This is a genomic window from Streptomyces sp. NPDC059524 (assembly GCF_042749255.1).
GTDB classification, from domain to species: Bacteria; Actinomycetota; Actinomycetes; order Streptomycetales; family Streptomycetaceae; genus Streptomyces; species Streptomyces xanthii.
Genome location: NZ_JBHYTK010000006.1, coordinates 1 through 14582, shown reverse-complemented (window position 1 = coordinate 14582; position 14582 = coordinate 1). Strand labels below are relative to the sequence as shown.

Here is a 14582-nt window from a genome sequence, read left to right as displayed (position 1 = left end):
CACGCACCATCAACGGCGCGTATCCGAACCGCCACACCTGGTCACCCCCAGCGGCCGGTCCGCCCCAACAGCAACGAAACCGCCGCCGTACCAGCCGTAGAGGTCCGCAGCACACTCCGCCCCAACCGATACGTCCCGGCCCCCGCCTCGCCGAACACCTTCAGCTCCTCCGGCGAGACCCCGCCCTCGGGCCCCACCACGAGCACGATCTCCCCGTCGGACGGCAACGCCGCAGAGGCGAGCGCGGCGCTCACCCAGTCCCGGTCCTCGTGCAGCACCACGGCCAGGTCCGCCGAGGCGAGCAGCCGCGCCACCTCCTTCGTGGAGGCGAGCTCGGACACCTCCGGGAACCGGACCCGGCGCGACTGCTTGCCGGCCTCACGCGCCGTCGCCCGCCACTTCCCGAGCGCCTTCACCCCGCGCTCGCCCCGCCACTGCGTGATGCACCGCGACGCGGCCCACGGCACGATCGCGTCGACCCCGGTCTCGGTCATCGTCTCGACGGCGAGCTCCCCGCGGTCCCCCTTGGGCAGCGCCTGCACCACGGTGATCCGGGGCCGCTCCTCGGCCTCGACCTGCACCGGCCCCGCCTCGACGACGAGCCGGTCCTTGCCCTCGCTGCTGACGACGACGGCCTCGGTCCAGGCGCCGAGCCCGTCGGTGAGAACGATCTCCTCGCCCGCCCTCAGCCGCTTCACGGAGACGGCGTGCCGCCCCTCGGACCCGTCGAGCACGTACGTACGGTCACCGGGGAGCGGCCCCTCCACCACGAACACCGGCGCGGTCATGCCGCACCCCTCTGACCCGCCGCGGCGCGCGCGGCGTCGAGCTCCGCGGCGAGCACCTCGACGAGCTGCCCGGCGGGCAGCGCGCGGGCGAGCCGGTGGCCCTGCCCGGCCCAGAGCGCCATGCCCTGCGTGTCACCGGCCCGCGCGGCCGCCTTGCGCAGCGGCGCGGTCATGTGGTGGACCTGCGGGTACGCGGCGGGCGCGTACGGTCCGTGCTCGCGCAGGAACCGGTTGACGAGCCCGCGCGCGGGCCGCCCCGAGAAGGCGCGGGTCAGTTCGGTACGGGTGAACAACGGATCGGTCATGGCTTCCTTGTGCACGGTGGGCGCCCCGGATTCGGGAGCGACCAGGAACGCGGTGCCGAGCTGCGCGAGATCGGCGCCGGCGGTGAGGACGGCGGCGATCTGCGCGCCCCGCATGATGCCGCCGGTCGCGACGATCGGCAGCCGTACGGCCTCCCGGACCTGGGTGACCAGGGCCAGCAGGCCGATCCCGGCGCCGTCCGTCTCGGGGTTGTCGCGGTGGGTGCCCTGGTGTCCGCCGGCCTCGACGCCCTGGACGCAGACGGCGTCGGCGGCGGCCTCCTGCGCGGCCTGCGCCTCCTCGACCGTGGTGACGGTGACGACGGTGCGGGTGCCGACGCGCTGGAGGGCGTGGACGACCTCGCGGGTGGGGCAGCCGAAGGTGAAGGAGACGACGGGGACGGGGTCGTCGCGGAGGATGGCGAGCTTGGCGTCGTAGCCGTCGTCGCGGCCGCCGTCGGGGTCGCCGAGCGGGGTCCGGTACCAGGTGGCCTCACCGGCGAGCTGGTGCCGGTAGACGTCGACCGCGGCGGGGTCGGCCACCTCGGGCTGCGGCATGAAGAGGTTGACGCCGAAGGGGCGCCCGGTGAGCCCCCGCACCTGCTTGATCTCCTGGTACATGCCGTCAGCCGTCTTGTACCCGGCGGCCAGGAAACCGAGCCCGCCCGCCTCGGACACGGCGGCGGCGAGCTCGGGACAGGAGGCGCCGCCCGCCATGGGGGCCTGCACGATCGGATGGGGGAAGAGATCGTTCAGTGCGGAGGACATACCGGCATCGTGCCATGTCGCCCCCGGCCGACCGAATCGCCCCGGCCCCGCACGAAAGGGGCCCGGGAACCAAACTCCCCGAACCCCTCCGAACACACCACGATCAGCGCTTCATCGCCGCTTTCGCAGCCGATCAGCACCCACCGAACGCGACCCGCTCAACGCCCGTTGAACGCGGCCCGCTCAACGCCCGTTGAACGCGTCCTTCAACCGCGAGAACAACCCCTGCTGCCCCGGCTGGAACTGGCCCGTGGGGCGTTCCTCGCCTCGGAGCTGGGCCAGTTCGCGGAGCAGGCGTTCCTGTTCGGGGTCGAGCTTCTGCGGGGTGGTGACCTCGACGTGCACGATGAGGTCGCCTCGGCCGCCGCCGCGCAGGTGCGTGACGCCGCGCCCGTGCAGCGGGATCGACTGGCCGGACTGGGTGCCGGGCCGGATGTCGATCTCCTCCATGCCGTCGAGCGTCTCCAGCGGCACCTTCGTGCCGAGGGCCGCCGCCGTCATCGGGATGGTGACCGTGCAGTGCAGGTCGTCGCCGCGCCGCTGGAAGGTCGGGTGCGGCAGCTCGTGGATCTCCACGTACAGGTCGCCGGCGGGGCCGCCGCCGGGGCCGACCTCGCCCTCGCCCGCGAGCTGGATCCGCGTGCCGTTGTCCACACCGGCCGGGATCTTCACCGTGAGCGTGCGGCGGGAACGGATGCGGCCGTCGCCCGCGCACTCGGGGCACGGGGTCGGGACCACGGTGCCGAAGCCCTGACACTGCGGACAGGGCCGCGAGGTCATGACCTGGCCCAGGAAGGACCGCGTGACCTGGGAGACCTCACCGCGGCCGCGGCACATGTCACAGGTCTGCGCGGACGTGCCGGGGGCCGCGCCCTCGCCGCTGCAGGTCGTACAGACGACGGCCGTGTCGACCTGGATGTCCTTGGTGGTGCCGAAGGCGGCCTCGTCCAGCTCGACCTCGAGCCGGATCATGGCGTCCTGGCCACGGCGCGTGCGCGAGCGCGGACCGCGCTGCGAGGCCGTGCCGAAGAACGCGTCCATGATGTCCGAGAAGTTGCCGAAGCCGCCGGCTCCGAACCCGCCCGCGCCGCCTCCGCCGGACTGCGACAGGGGGTCGCCCCCCAGGTCGTAGACCTGCTTCTTCTGCGGGTCCGAGAGGACCTCGTAGGCGGCGTTGATCTCCTTGAAGCGCTCCTGCGTCTTCGGGTCCGGATTCACGTCCGGGTGAAGCTCGCGGGCCAGCCTCCGGAAGGCCTTCTTGATCTCGTCCTGGGAAGCGTCGCGGCGCACGCCGAGTACGGCGTAGTAGTCCGTGGCCACTTACGACTCCGCCAGGATCTGTCCGACGTAACGTGCCACTGCGCGTACTGCTCCCATCGTTCCCGGGTAATCCATGCGTGTCGGTCCGACGACACCGAGCTTGGCGACTGCCTCGCCGCCCGAACCGTAGCCGACCGACACGACGGACGTGGAGTTGAGTCCCTCGTGTGCGTTCTCATGACCGATCCGTACGGCCATGCCCGAATCCCCCACCTCGCCCAGCAACTTGAGGAGCACGACCTGCTCCTCGAGCGCCTCGAGGACGGGCCGGATGGTGAGGGGAAAGTCATGTCCGAAGCGGGTGAGATTGGCGGTGCCGCCGATCATCAGCCGCTCCTCGGACTCCTCGACGAGCGTCTCCAGAAGAGTGGAGAGCACCGCCGAGACCGTGCCGCGGTCCTCCGCCTCGAAGGCCTCCGGCAGATCCTGCACCAGCTGCGGCACGTCGGCGAACCGTCGTCCCGCCACCCGGCTGTTGAGCCGGGCCCGCAGGTCCGCGAGCGAGCTCTCGCCGAACGGCGCCGGGCAGTCGATCATCCGCTGCTCGACCCGGCCGGTGTCCGTGATCAGTACGAGCATGAGCCGGGCCGGCGCCAGCGAGAGCAGCTCGACGTGGCGCACCGTGGACCGGGTCAGGGACGGGTACTGGACGATCGCCACCTGCCGGGTGAGCTGCGCGAGCAGCCGCACCGTACGGCCGACGACGTCGTCGAGGTCGACGGCGCCCTCCAGGAAGTTCTGGACCGCGCGCCGCTCGGGCAGGGTCATCGGCTTGACGCTGGTGAGCTTGTCGACGAAGAGGCGGTACCCCTTGTCGGTCGGGATGCGGCCCGCGCTGGTGTGCGGCTGGGCGATGTATCCCTCGTCCTCCAGGGCGGCCATGTCGTTGCGCACCGTCGCCGGGGAGACCCCCAGCTGGTGGCGCTCGGTCAGCGCCTTGGAACCGACCGGCTCCTCGGTGCCGACGTAGTCCTGGACGATGGCGCGCAGCACCTCGAGCCTGCGTTCACTGAGCATCGGCGCACACCTCCAGCGACTTCCCGCTCGATCTCTGTCCCTGGGACGCTGTTGGCACTCGCTGCGGGCGAGTGCCAGTCGTCCCCGGGTCAGTGTACGGCCGGTGGGTACACCCCTAGCAAGGGCGCTAGCGTCGAGGTCATGGAACGTATCGACTGGGTGGGGACGGGTTGGGAGGAACTGGCCCCGCGCGTGGGCCGGGTCCGGCTGCCGGGCTGGGACTGCACGGCCGGTCTCGTCGCCGGGGACGGCGCGGCCCTGCTGATCGACACGGGATCCTCACTGCGTGAGGGGGCCCGGCTGCGCACGGACGTACGAGCGCTGCTCGGCCCGCACGCGCGCGTGACGCACATCGCGCTGACCCACCCCCATTTCGACCACGTCTTCGGCACGGCGGCGTTCTCGGGCGCCGAGGTGTACGGGGCGGTGGGCGTCGACACGCTCTTCGCCCAGGCACGCGCGCGTGAGGAACTGTGCACGGATGCCGTACGCAACGGGCTCGGACCCCATGAGGCGGCCGAGGCGACGGACGTGCTGGTCAGCCCGCAGCACCGGGTGTGCGGCGAGTGGACGCTCGACCTGGGCGGCGGGCTGCAGGTGCTGCTCGCGAACGTGGGACCCGCGCACAGCGGCCACGACCTGGCGGTGCTCGTGCCGGGCGCCCGCGAGATCGTCTTCTGCGGGGATCTCGTGGAGGAGTCGGGCGAGCCGCAGGCCGGGCCGGACGCGGCGCCCCGGCACTGGCCGGCGGCGCTCGACCGGCTCCTCGACCTGGGCGGGGAGGACGCGGTGTACGTGCCCGGCCACGGTTCCGCGGTGAATGCCGAGTTTGTCCGGGCGCAGCGGGCGGCGCTGGCCGCGCGTTTCGGCGTGTCGTAGTCCTGGCCTGCCGGTTTCTCCTATCGTCGGCCGAATGCGCCAGTACAGCCCCGACCTGACCCCTCCGTGGAAGCGGAACACGCCGGCCCCCGAGGTTCCGGCCGAGCCCGATCTCGTCGTCGAGGAGGTCGCGACGGGCTTCTGCGGGGCCGTGGTGCGGGTGGAGAAGACCGCGCAGGGGCCGACGGTGACGCTGGAGGACCGCTTCGGCAAGCACCGGGTGTTCCCGATGGAGCCGCGCGGGTTCCTCCTCGAAGGCAAGGTCGTGACGCTGGTCCGGCCGAGCGCGGGCGGTCCTGTGCGGCCCACGCGGACCGCCTCCGGCTCCGTCGCGGTGCCCGGGGCCCGCGCGCGCGTCGCCCGCGCGGGGCGCATCTACGTCGAGGGCAAGCACGACGCGGAGCTCATCGAACGGGTCTGGGGCGACGACCTGCGCGTCGAGGGGGTCGCGGTGGAGTTCCTGGAGGGCGTCGACGACCTCCCGGCGATCGTGGCGGAGTTCGACCCGGGGCCGGACGCGCGGCTCGGCGTCCTCGTCGACCACCTCCTCCCGGGTACGAAGGAATGGCGCATCGCCCAGTCCGTCACCACCGAGCACGCCCTGATCGTCGGTCACCCCTACATCGACATCTGGGAAGCGGTGAAGCCGTCCTCGGTCGGCATCGAGGCGTGGCCGCGGGTGCCGCGCGGTCAGGACTGGAAGACGGGCGTGTGCCGTGCGCTGGGCTGGAAGGTCGCCCACACGGGTGAGGCCTGGCAGCACATCCTGTCCCGCGTCCACACCTACAAGGACCTGGAACCGGCCCTCCTGGGCCGAGTGGAAGAACTGATCGACTTCGTCACAGCCCCCTGACCCGTCCCCCTCGCCGGGCCCTGCCACACCCAGCCCCCTACCGGCCCCGGCCGTACCCGGCACCCCTGCCTGTGCCGGCCGTACCCAGCGCCCCTGCCTGTCCCTGTCGTCTGCGGCGCCCCTGCCGGGCCCATTCCGCCTTTGCCTCAGCCCTTCTCCCACCCACCCGCCCCCTCCGGGGGGCGCGTCGGCCCGGCACCCGGCCTCAGGCAACACCTCGGTCGCTCCGGTCGCCCCAGTCCTGGGCCGGCACCCCGGCCCCGGGCACGTACCTGGTCGCGCCGCCCCAGCCTTGGGCCCCTGGGACACGCGGAGCGTGTCTTCAGGGGCGCGGGGAACTGCGCGAGAAGCCCCACCGGGCGACACCCGGCGACGATCCTCAGCCCCCACGGCGGCGGCGCGACGGAGCCGCTGAAACGGGTACAGCCCGCCCCCGCGCAGCGCGGCCGCGCACCGGTGCAGACCCGCGCCGGGCCGGCGGTCCGGATGGCGTGAGCGGCCGGGCTCAGGACGCCAGGTCAGTCGACGAGGTCGCGGACCACCGCGTCGGCCAGAAGACGCCCCCGCAGGGTGAGCACCGCCCGCCCCGCCCCGAAGGACTCGGGGTCGAGGAGCCCGTCCGCAAGGAAGCGCCGCGCCGCGTCCGCCCCGGCGGGCTTCAGCAAATCAAGCGGGCAGCCGTCCTTGAGGCGCAGCTCGAGCAGGATCCGCTCGACCCGGCGGTCCTCGTCCGCGAGGACCTCACGCCCGGCCCCCGGCGACTTCCCGCCCGCCAGCGCCGCGGCATACGCCCCGGGATGCTTCACGTTCCACCACCGCACGCCCCCGACGTGCGAGTGTGCCCCGGGCCCGGCCCCCCACCAGTCGGCCCCCCGCCAGTACAGCTCGTTGTGCAGGCACCGCCCGGCCTCGGAGGTGGCCCAGTTCGACACCTCGTACCAGTCGAACCCGGCCCCGGCCAGCATCTCCTCGGCGATCAGGTACCGGTCCGCGTGCACGTCGTCGTCGGTCATGGGCACCTCCCCGCGCCGGATCCGCCGCGCGAGCTGCGTGCCCTCCTCGACGATGAGCGCGTAGGCGGAGACGTGGTCGGGCCCGGCGCCGATCGCGGCGTCCAGCGAGGCCCGCCAGTCGTCGTCGCTCTCGCCCGGGGTGCCGTAGATCAGGTCCAGGTTGACGTGGTCGAACCCGGCCGCCCGCGCCTCGGCGACGCAGGCCTCGGGCCGGCCGGGCGTGTGCGTACGGTCGAGGATCTTGAGGACGTGCTGCTTGGCGCTCTGCATGCCGAAGGAGATCCGGTTGAACCCCCCGTCCCGCAGTTCGGCGAGATACGCGGCGTCGACGGACTCCGGGTTGGCCTCGGTGGTCACCTCGGCGTCGTCCGCGAGCCCGAACTCGTCCCGCACCGCCCCCAGCATCCGTACGAGATCACCGGCGGCGAGCAGCGTGGGCGTACCGCCGCCGACGAACACGGTCCGCACGGGCCGCGGGTCGTCCCCGAGCACCTTCCGGGCGAGGCGCACCTCGTCGATCAGGGTGTCCGCGTAGTTGTCCCGGGAGGCGAGGACCCCGCCGGTGCCGCGCAGCTCGGTCGCCGTGTACGTGTTGAAGTCGCAGTAGCCGCAGCGTGTGGCGCAGTACGGGACGTGCAGATAGAACCCGAGCGGCCGCTCGGCGGAACCGGCCAGGGCGGAGGCGGGCAGCGACCCGTCGTCGGGCACGGGCTCACCATCGGGAAGTGCGGAAGGCATGCCCCCATTGTCCAGCCTCCGCGCCGTTTCCCCGCCGCGCTCACTGCGCCTGGAGCACCAGCAGGGCCAGGTCGTCGTCCGGGGGGCTGTCGGCGAAGGCGTGGACGAGGCGGCGGATGCGTTCGGCGAGGAGGGGGGCGGTGAGGCCGGCGCAGCCGGTGAGGGCGTGGGCGAGGCCTTCGCCGTCGTCGAACTGGCGGGGGCCGTTGCGGCGCTCGGTGACGCCGTCGGTGACGCACAGCAGGGTGTCGCCGGAGGCCATCTCGAAGGTGTCGCTGGTGTAGTCGGGATCGTCGACGACGCCGAGGAGGACCTGGGGCGTGGCGACGGTCCGTACGTCGCCGCCGGGCCGCATGAGCAGGGGCAGCGGGTGTCCGGCGCTGGCCAGGGTGCAGTGGACGGCGGTGCCGTCGGCGGACGGGGTGAGCTCTCCGTAGAGGAGGGAGAGGAAGCGGGAGGTGGAGCCCTCGGGCGGGACGCCCTGGCCGCCGGCGGCGGCGATGGCGCGGGCGGCGGCGTCGGCGGCCTCGGTGGCGTCGTCGAGGAGCAGCCGGTTGAGCCGGTCGAGGACCTTGGCGACGGGGTAGCCCTCGCGGGCGAGGAGGCGGAGCCAGGGGCGGGCGAGGCCGATGACGACGGCGGCCTCGGGGCCCTTGCCCTGGACGTCGCCGAGGGCGAAGCACCAGCGGCCGTCACCGGCGGGGAAGACGTCGTAGAAGTCGCCGCCGGGGCCGCCCGCCTCCTTCGGCTCGTAGACGATGGCGTGCTCCATGCCGGGGATGTCGGCGACGACGCTGGGCAGCAGGCCGCGCTGGAGGATGCGGCTGATGGTGGCCTGCCGGGTGTAGCGGCGGGCGGCGCTGACGGCGAGGGCGACGCGGCGGCTGAAGTCCTCGACGAGTCCGGTGACCTCGTCGGGGAAGTGCTCCAGGCCGGAGCGGCCGATGAGGAGGATGCCGAGGGTGCGGCCGCCGGCGCTGAGCCGGTAGGCGAGGGCGGAGCCGCTGCCGCCGGCCGCGCCGGGCCAGGGCACGGGGACGGCGGCGGAGCGGGCGGCGTCGGGCAGCCGGGGCGGTTCCTTGGCGAGGATCCGGGTGAGGTCCTCGATGCGGCTCTCGTGGGTGTGCCAGACGCGGGCGAGGCGCGGGGCGGGGTGCGGGTCGGTGGAGCGGCCGGCGGGGTCGGCGGTGAGCGGGTCGCCGGGCAGGCCGCGCCCTTCCTCGTCGTAGAACCAGACGGCGCACCAGTCGGCGAGGCGGGGGACGAGGAGCTGGCCGACGATCGCGGCGACCATGTCCTCGTCGAGCTGGCCGGCGAGCAGGTCGGAGGCCTCGGCGAGGAAGGCGAGCGCGCCGCGGTTGATCCAGTCCTCGTCCTGCGGGGCGCGCACGGGCTGGGCCGGGAGGGGTTCGGCGGCGCGCAGGCCGCGCCGGTCGGGGCGGGCGGCGGGCTGTCCCGCGGTGCCGTCGGGGCCGGTGTCGGTGCCGTCGGCGGGCAGTCGCGCCCAGACGGTCTTGGTGCCGGGCCGGTAGGTGATGCCCCAGGCGTCGGCGAGGGACGCGACGAGCTGGAGGCCGCGCCCGTACTCGGGGGTCTCGGGGGTGCGGCAGACGCGGTCGGTGCGGACGGCGCGGGTGGGGTGGTGGTCGGTGACCTCGACGACGAGGCCCGCGGGGTCGTCGGCGGTGGGTCCTTCCCGGCGGCACACGAGGTCGACGCCGGTGCCGGCGTGCACGACGGCGTTGGTGACGAGTTCGCTGACGACGACGACCGCGTCGTCGGCGAGCCGGTCGCCGACGGGGGCGGCGGGCCGGGGCGCGGCGGTCCAGTCGGCGAACGCGGCCCGGACGAAGCGGCGGGCGGCGGCGGGCGCCAGCGGGTTCCCCGGCAGCGAGGTGCGGACCTCGTCGGGGCGGCCGGGCGCGTCCCCGGTGCAGAAGGCGGTTTCCCGCTGAGTCTCCCGCTGAAGAGGAATGGACCCCACTGTTCGGCTCCTGAGCTTTTCGGGCGTGGACGCCTCAGGCGACAGGAACAGAGTGACAGACCGGGCCCGCTCATAAGCGGCGAGTCACCGAACCGGTCCGCGACGGGTGAGAAGAGTGGTATGCGGACATTGTTCAGGGAGGGCCGGGGAAACCCGGCCCTCCCTGGTCGGCGACCGGGCGGGCTCAGCCCTCCCGGGTGCCCGCGTACATCTCGTCGAGCAGTTCCTTGTACTCGCGCTCGACGACCGGCCGCTTGAGCTTGAGGCTCGGGGTCAGCTCGCCGTGCTCGATGTCCAGGTCGCGCGGCAGCAGCTTGAACTTCTTGACGGTCTGCCAGCGCTGCAGGCCCTCGTTGAGCTCCTTCACGTAGCCCTCGACGAGCTGGACGGTGGCGGGTGCGGCGACGACCTCCGCGTAGGTCTTGCCGCCCAGGCCGTTCTCCTTCGCCCACTCCAGGATCGCCGGCTCGTCGAGCGCGATGAGGGCGGTGCAGAAGTTCCGGTCGGCGCCGTGCACCAGGATGTTGGACACGTACGGGCAGACGGCCTTGAACTGGCCCTCGACCTCGGCGGGCGCGATGTACTTGCCGCCGGACGTCTTGATGAGGTCCTTCTTGCGGTCGGTGATCTTCAGGTAGCCGTCGACGGACAGCTCGCCGATGTCGCCGGTGTGGAACCAGCCGTCGGACTCCAGGACCTCGGCCGTCTTGTCGGGCAGCCCGTGGTAGCCCTCCATGATGCCGGGGCCGCGCAGCAGGATCTCGCCGTCGTCGGCGATGCGCACCTCGGTGCCGGGCAGCGGCTTGCCGACGGTGCCGGTGCGGTAGGCCTCGCCCGGGTTCACGAAGGAGGCGGCGGAGGACTCGGTGAGGCCGTAGCCCTCCAGGATGTGCACGCCGGCGCCGGCGAAGAAGTAGCCGATCTCGGGCGCGAGCGCGGCCGAGCCGGAGATGCAGGCGCGCAGCCGGCCGCCGAAGGCCTCGCGCAGCTTGCTGTAGACGAGCGCGTCGGCGACCTTGTGCTTGGAGGCGAGGCCGAACGGCGCGGAGGCGACGCCGGTGCGCCGGAAGTTGTCCTGGGTGACCTTCGCGTACTCGCGGGCGACGCCCGCCGCCCACTGGAAGATCTTGAACTTGGCGTTGCCGCCGGCCCGGGCCTTGGCCGCGACACCGTTGTAGACCTTCTCGAAGATGCGCGGCACGGCGGCCATGTAGGTCGGCTGGACGACCGGCAGGTTCTCGATGATCTTGTCGACGCGGCCGTCGACGGCCGTGACGTGCCCGACCTCGATCTGGCCGCTGGTGAGCACCTTGCCGAAGACGTGGGCGAGCGGCAGCCACAGGTACTGCACGTCGTCCGCGCCGATCAGACCGGTCGCGGCGATCGCCTTCGCCATGTACGACCAGTTGTCGTGCGGCAGGCGCACGCCCTTGGGGCGGCCGGTGGTGCCGGAGGTGTAGATGAGGGTGGCGAGCTGGTCCTTGTCGATGGCGCCGACGCGCTCCTTGACGACCTGCGGGTTCTTCTCCAGGTAGGCGGCGCCGCGCGCCTCCAGGTCGTCGAGGGTGAGCAGCCAGCCGTCGGGGTCGGCGGCGTCCGGCTCGACGCCGGTCGCGTCGATGACGACGACGTGGGCGAGCTCGGGCAGCTCGGCGCGCCGCTCGCGGGCCTTGGCGAGCTGCGCGGCGTCCTCGGCGACGAGCACCTTCGACTCGGAGTCGGAAAGGATGAACGCCGACTCCTCGGCGTTCGTCTGCGGGTACACGGTCGTGGTCGCCGCGCCCGCGCACATGATGCCGAGGTCCACGAGGATCCACTCGACGCGGGTCGAGGAGGCGAGGGCGACGCGCTGCTCGGGCTGCACGCCGAGCTCGACGAGGCCCGCCGCGACGGCGTAGACGCGCTGCGCGGCCTGGCCCCAGCTGAGCGACTTCCATTCGTCGGGGCCCTCGCCGGACGCCGATGGCACCGGATAGCGGTAGGCCTCGGCATCGGGCGTCGCGGTCACGCGCTCCAGGAAGAGGGCCGCCACGGACGGCGGCCGGTTCTCGATCAGGGTCTGTGTGTCGCTCACGACGTCCTCCGGGGCCCGCGACAGCGCGGCTTGTTTAACTGGCGAGTAACCATCGAGCAGTGATCAGGGTAAGGCGCACTCGCCCGGCGCGTAAGAGGCTCCGGCCTTGAACTTCCGCGGGTTGCACCCGGTCGGCGCCCCGTCCGTCCCGGATCGCACACGGCTTTCACACGCGCTTTCCGGCGCGCGCACGCAAAAGCGGCGGGCCCGGCACGCACACCGCGCACCGGGCCCGCCGCGAGAATACGGACGACGGGGCTACTTCTTGGCCTTGCCGCCGCTCTCGTCGCTGGACAGCACCGCGATGAAGGCCTCCTGCGGGACCTCCACGGAGCCGACCATCTTCATCCGCTTCTTGCCTTCCTTCTGCTTCTCCAGCAGCTTCCGCTTACGGGAGATGTCACCGCCGTAGCACTTGGCGAGGACGTCCTTGCGGATGGCGCGGATCGTCTCGCGGGCGATGACCCGGGAGCCGATGGCGGCCTGGATGGGCACCTCGAAGGCCTGGCGCGGGATGAGCTCGCGCAGCTTGGCGACGAGCCGCACGCCGTACGCGTAGGCCGCGTCCCGGTGCGTGATCGCGGAGAAGGCGTCGACCTTGTCGCCGTGGAGCAGGATGTCGACCTTCACCAGGTTGGCCGTCTGCTCGCCCGTGGGCTCGTAGTCGAGGGACGCGTAGCCGCGCGTCTTGGACTTCAGCTGGTCGAAGAAGTCGAAGACGATCTCGGCGAGGGGCAGTGTGTACCGGATCTCGACCCGGTCCTCCGACAGGTAGTCCATGCCGAGGAGCACGCCGCGCCGGGTCTGGCACAGCTCCATGATCGAGCCGATGAACTCGGACGGCGCGAGGATGGTGGCCCGCACGACCGGCTCGTAGACCTTGTCGATCTTCCCCTCGGGGAACTCGCTCGGGTTGGTGACGACGTGCTCGCTGCCGTCCTCCATGTCGACGCGGTACACCACGTTCGGCGCCGTGGCGATGAGGTCGAGGCCGAACTCGCGCTCCAGCCGCTCACGGATCACGTCGAGGTGCAGCAGGCCGAGGAAGCCGACGCGGAAACCGAAGCCGAGCGCGGCCGAGGTCTCCGGCTCGTAGACGAGCGCCGCGTCGTTGAGCTGCAGCTTGTCGAGGGCGTCACGCAGCTCGGGGTAGTCCGAGCCGTCCAGCGGATACAGACCCGAGAAGACCATCGGCTTCGGGTCCTTGTAGCCGCCCAGCGCCTCGGTCGCCCCGTTGTGCAGGGAGGTGATCGTGTCACCGACCTTGGACTGGCGGACGTCCTTCACGCCGGTGATGAGGTAGCCCACCTCACCGACGCCGAGACCGTCGGCCGCGAGCATCTCCGGCGAGTTCGTCCCGATCTCGAGGAGCTCGTGCGTCGCGCCGGTCGACATCATCCGGATGCGCTCACGCTTGTTGAGCTGACCGTCGACGACTCGTACGTACGTGACGACGCCGCGGTAGGAGTCGTAGACCGAGTCGAAGATCATCGCGCGGGCGGGGGCGTCCTTGACGCCGACCGGGGCCGGGATCTGCTCCACGACACGGTCGAGCAGCGCCTCGACGCCCATGCCGGTCTTCGCGGAGACCTTGAGGACCTCCTCGGGGTCGCAGCCGATGAGGTTGGCGAGCTCCTCGGAGAACTTCTCGGGCTGCGCGGCCGGCAGGTCGATCTTGTTGAGCACCGGGATGATCTTGAGGTCGTTCTCCATCGCCAGGTACAGGTTGGCGAGGGTCTGGGCCTCGATGCCCTGGGCGGCGTCGACCAGCAGGATCGTCCCCTCGCACGCGGCGAGCGAGCGCGAGACCTCGTACGTGAAGTCCACGTGGCCCGGGGTGTCGATCATGTTGAGGATGTGCGTGTCGGTCTTGTCGTGGGTGGGAGCCCACGGCAAACGCACCGCCTGGGACTTGATCGTGATGCCGCGCTCGCGCTCGATGTCCATCCGGTCGAGGTACTGAGCACGCATCTGCCGCTGCTCGACCACTCCGGTCAGCTGGAGCATCCGGTCGGCGAGCGTGGACTTGCCGTGGTCGATGTGCGCGATGATGCAGAAATTGCGGATCAGAGCCGGGTCGGTACGGCTCGGCTCGGGCACATTGTTAGGGGTCGCGGGCACGCAGGGTCCTGTCTCTTGAGGCGCCTTGTCCTCAGGTCGGCCTCGGTTGGGATCGTCACGTAGCTTCCATGGTCCCATGGCGGCGGGACTGCGCCCGGTTTGGGCCGCTCGGAGGACGACTGGTACCGTGGGCAGCTGTGTCTCATGCCCTCTCAGCGCGAGGCACACACTCAGTGAAAATCACCGGTACGGGACCTTCACCGGCCCCGTGCCTGAACCTGCAAAGGCTCATTTCGTGGCGAACATCAAGTCCCAGATCAAGCGGATCAAGACCAACGAGAAGGCTCGGCTGCGCAACAAGGCCGTCAAGTCCTCCCTGAAGACCGCGATCCGCAAGGCCCGTGAGGCTGCTGCCGCGGGTGACGTCGAGAAGGCCACCGTCGCCGCGCGCGAGGCTTCGCGCAAGCTCGACAAGGCCGTCTCGAAGGGCGTCATCCACAAGAACCAGGCTGCCAACAAGAAGTCGGCGCTGGCTTCCCAGGTCGCGTCCCTCAAGGGCTGAACCTTCGACTGATCTGATCTGACGCCGGAAGGACCCGGGCGGGCCCTCTCTCATCCGCCCCCGACCGGCCCCCGAGCCCACACGCGGCCTGCGTTCGCCACGCGGGTGTGGGCTCAACCTCAGAGCTTGCCCCGAGTGCCCCCGTCTCCGCACCGGACGGGGGGCCCCGGCGCGTTGCCCCCGCAGCCCCGGCGCCGGGGGGGGGCGGGGACGGAGGGCGACC

11 protein-coding genes are annotated in these 14582 nt (G+C 72.1%); 3 read left to right on the top strand and 8 right to left on the bottom strand.

Annotated features, from left to right (window positions below; translation table 11 throughout):
* Positions 1 to 41 precede the first annotated feature (41 nt).
* The 4 genes from ACFW9D_RS02655 to hrcA all read right to left on the bottom strand — a co-directional run bounded on the left by ACFW9D_RS02655 (position 42) and on the right by hrcA (position 4195).
* Complete coding sequence (locus ACFW9D_RS02655) at positions 42 to 788, bottom strand: 16S rRNA (uracil(1498)-N(3))-methyltransferase (RefSeq protein WP_384616934.1); 747 nt, start codon at positions 786 to 788, stop codon at positions 42 to 44.
* The gene (locus tag ACFW9D_RS02650; protein WP_188339008.1) at positions 785 to 1858 is read right to left on the bottom strand and encodes a nitronate monooxygenase; all 1074 of its coding nucleotides are present in this window, start codon (positions 1856 to 1858) and stop codon (positions 785 to 787) included. Before ACFW9D_RS02650 ends, ACFW9D_RS02655 begins: the two co-directional genes overlap by 4 nt.
* A gap of 183 nt (positions 1859 to 2041) precedes the next feature.
* Positions 2042 to 3178, bottom strand: coding sequence for a molecular chaperone DnaJ (dnaJ, locus tag ACFW9D_RS02645; protein WP_188339007.1), 1137 nt, complete (start codon positions 3176 to 3178; stop codon positions 2042 to 2044).
* Entirely contained in the window at positions 3179 to 4195 is a 1017-nt protein-coding gene (gene hrcA, locus ACFW9D_RS02640; protein WP_188339006.1) for a heat-inducible transcriptional repressor HrcA, read from the bottom strand. It abuts the gene before it with no gap.
* Between the two features lie 141 nt (positions 4196 to 4336).
* Here hrcA and ACFW9D_RS02635 point away from each other — a divergent pair, with 141 nt between their 5' ends.
* Both ACFW9D_RS02635 and ACFW9D_RS02630 read left to right on the top strand, forming a co-directional pair.
* Positions 4337 to 5074, top strand: a complete 738-nt coding sequence (locus ACFW9D_RS02635) for an MBL fold metallo-hydrolase (RefSeq protein WP_384616931.1) — start codon at positions 4337 to 4339, stop codon at positions 5072 to 5074.
* 34 nt (positions 5075 to 5108) lie between these two features.
* Complete coding sequence (locus tag ACFW9D_RS02630; RefSeq protein ID WP_384616929.1) at positions 5109 to 5927, top strand: DUF3097 domain-containing protein; 819 nt, start codon at positions 5109 to 5111, stop codon at positions 5925 to 5927.
* 518 nt (positions 5928 to 6445) lie between these two features.
* Here ACFW9D_RS02630 and hemW read toward each other — a convergent pair.
* The 4 genes from hemW to lepA all read right to left on the bottom strand — a co-directional run bounded on the left by hemW (position 6446) and on the right by lepA (position 13857).
* Complete coding sequence (hemW, locus tag ACFW9D_RS02625; RefSeq protein WP_188339003.1) at positions 6446 to 7678, bottom strand: radical SAM family heme chaperone HemW; 1233 nt, start codon at positions 7676 to 7678, stop codon at positions 6446 to 6448.
* A gap of 40 nt (positions 7679 to 7718) precedes the next feature.
* Entirely contained in the window at positions 7719 to 9662 is a 1944-nt protein-coding gene (locus ACFW9D_RS02620) for a SpoIIE family protein phosphatase (RefSeq protein ID WP_384616927.1), read from the bottom strand.
* Between the two features lie 184 nt (positions 9663 to 9846).
* Positions 9847 to 11736 (bottom strand): AMP-dependent synthetase/ligase, encoded by a 1890-nt coding sequence (locus ACFW9D_RS02615; protein ID WP_384616925.1) that lies wholly within the window; start codon positions 11734 to 11736, stop codon positions 9847 to 9849.
* 258 nt (positions 11737 to 11994) lie between these two features.
* Positions 11995 to 13857: a translation elongation factor 4 gene (lepA, locus tag ACFW9D_RS02610; RefSeq protein ID WP_188339000.1), complete on the bottom strand. Its 1863-nt coding sequence runs from the start codon at positions 13855 to 13857 to the stop codon at positions 11995 to 11997.
* Between the two features lie 235 nt (positions 13858 to 14092).
* Between lepA and rpsT the strand changes: the two genes are divergently transcribed.
* On the top strand, positions 14093 to 14359 hold the full coding sequence (gene rpsT / locus ACFW9D_RS02605) for a 30S ribosomal protein S20 (protein WP_188338999.1): 267 nt from the start codon (positions 14093 to 14095) through the stop codon (positions 14357 to 14359).
* The last annotated feature ends 223 nt before the right edge of the window (positions 14360 to 14582 follow it).

Bases quoted from the DNA above. Each gene is read 5' to 3' on its own strand.
- ACFW9D_RS02655 (WP_384616934.1), bottom strand. From the start codon at position 788: ATGACCGCGCCGGTGTTCGTGGTGGAGGGGCCGCTCCCCGGTGACCGT.
- ACFW9D_RS02650 (WP_188339008.1), bottom strand. From the start codon at position 1,858: ATGTCCTCCGCACTGAACGATCTCTTCCCCCATCCGATCGTGCAGGCC.
- hrcA (WP_188339006.1), bottom strand. From the start codon at position 4,195: ATGCTCAGTGAACGCAGGCTCGAGGTGCTGCGCGCCATCGTCCAGGAC.
- ACFW9D_RS02635 (WP_384616931.1), top strand. From the start codon at position 4,337: ATGGAACGTATCGACTGGGTGGGGACGGGTTGGGAGGAACTGGCCCCG.
- ACFW9D_RS02630 (WP_384616929.1), top strand. From the start codon at position 5,109: ATGCGCCAGTACAGCCCCGACCTGACCCCTCCGTGGAAGCGGAACACG.
- hemW (WP_188339003.1), bottom strand. From the start codon at position 7,678: ATGCCTTCCGCACTTCCCGATGGTGAGCCCGTGCCCGACGACGGGTCG.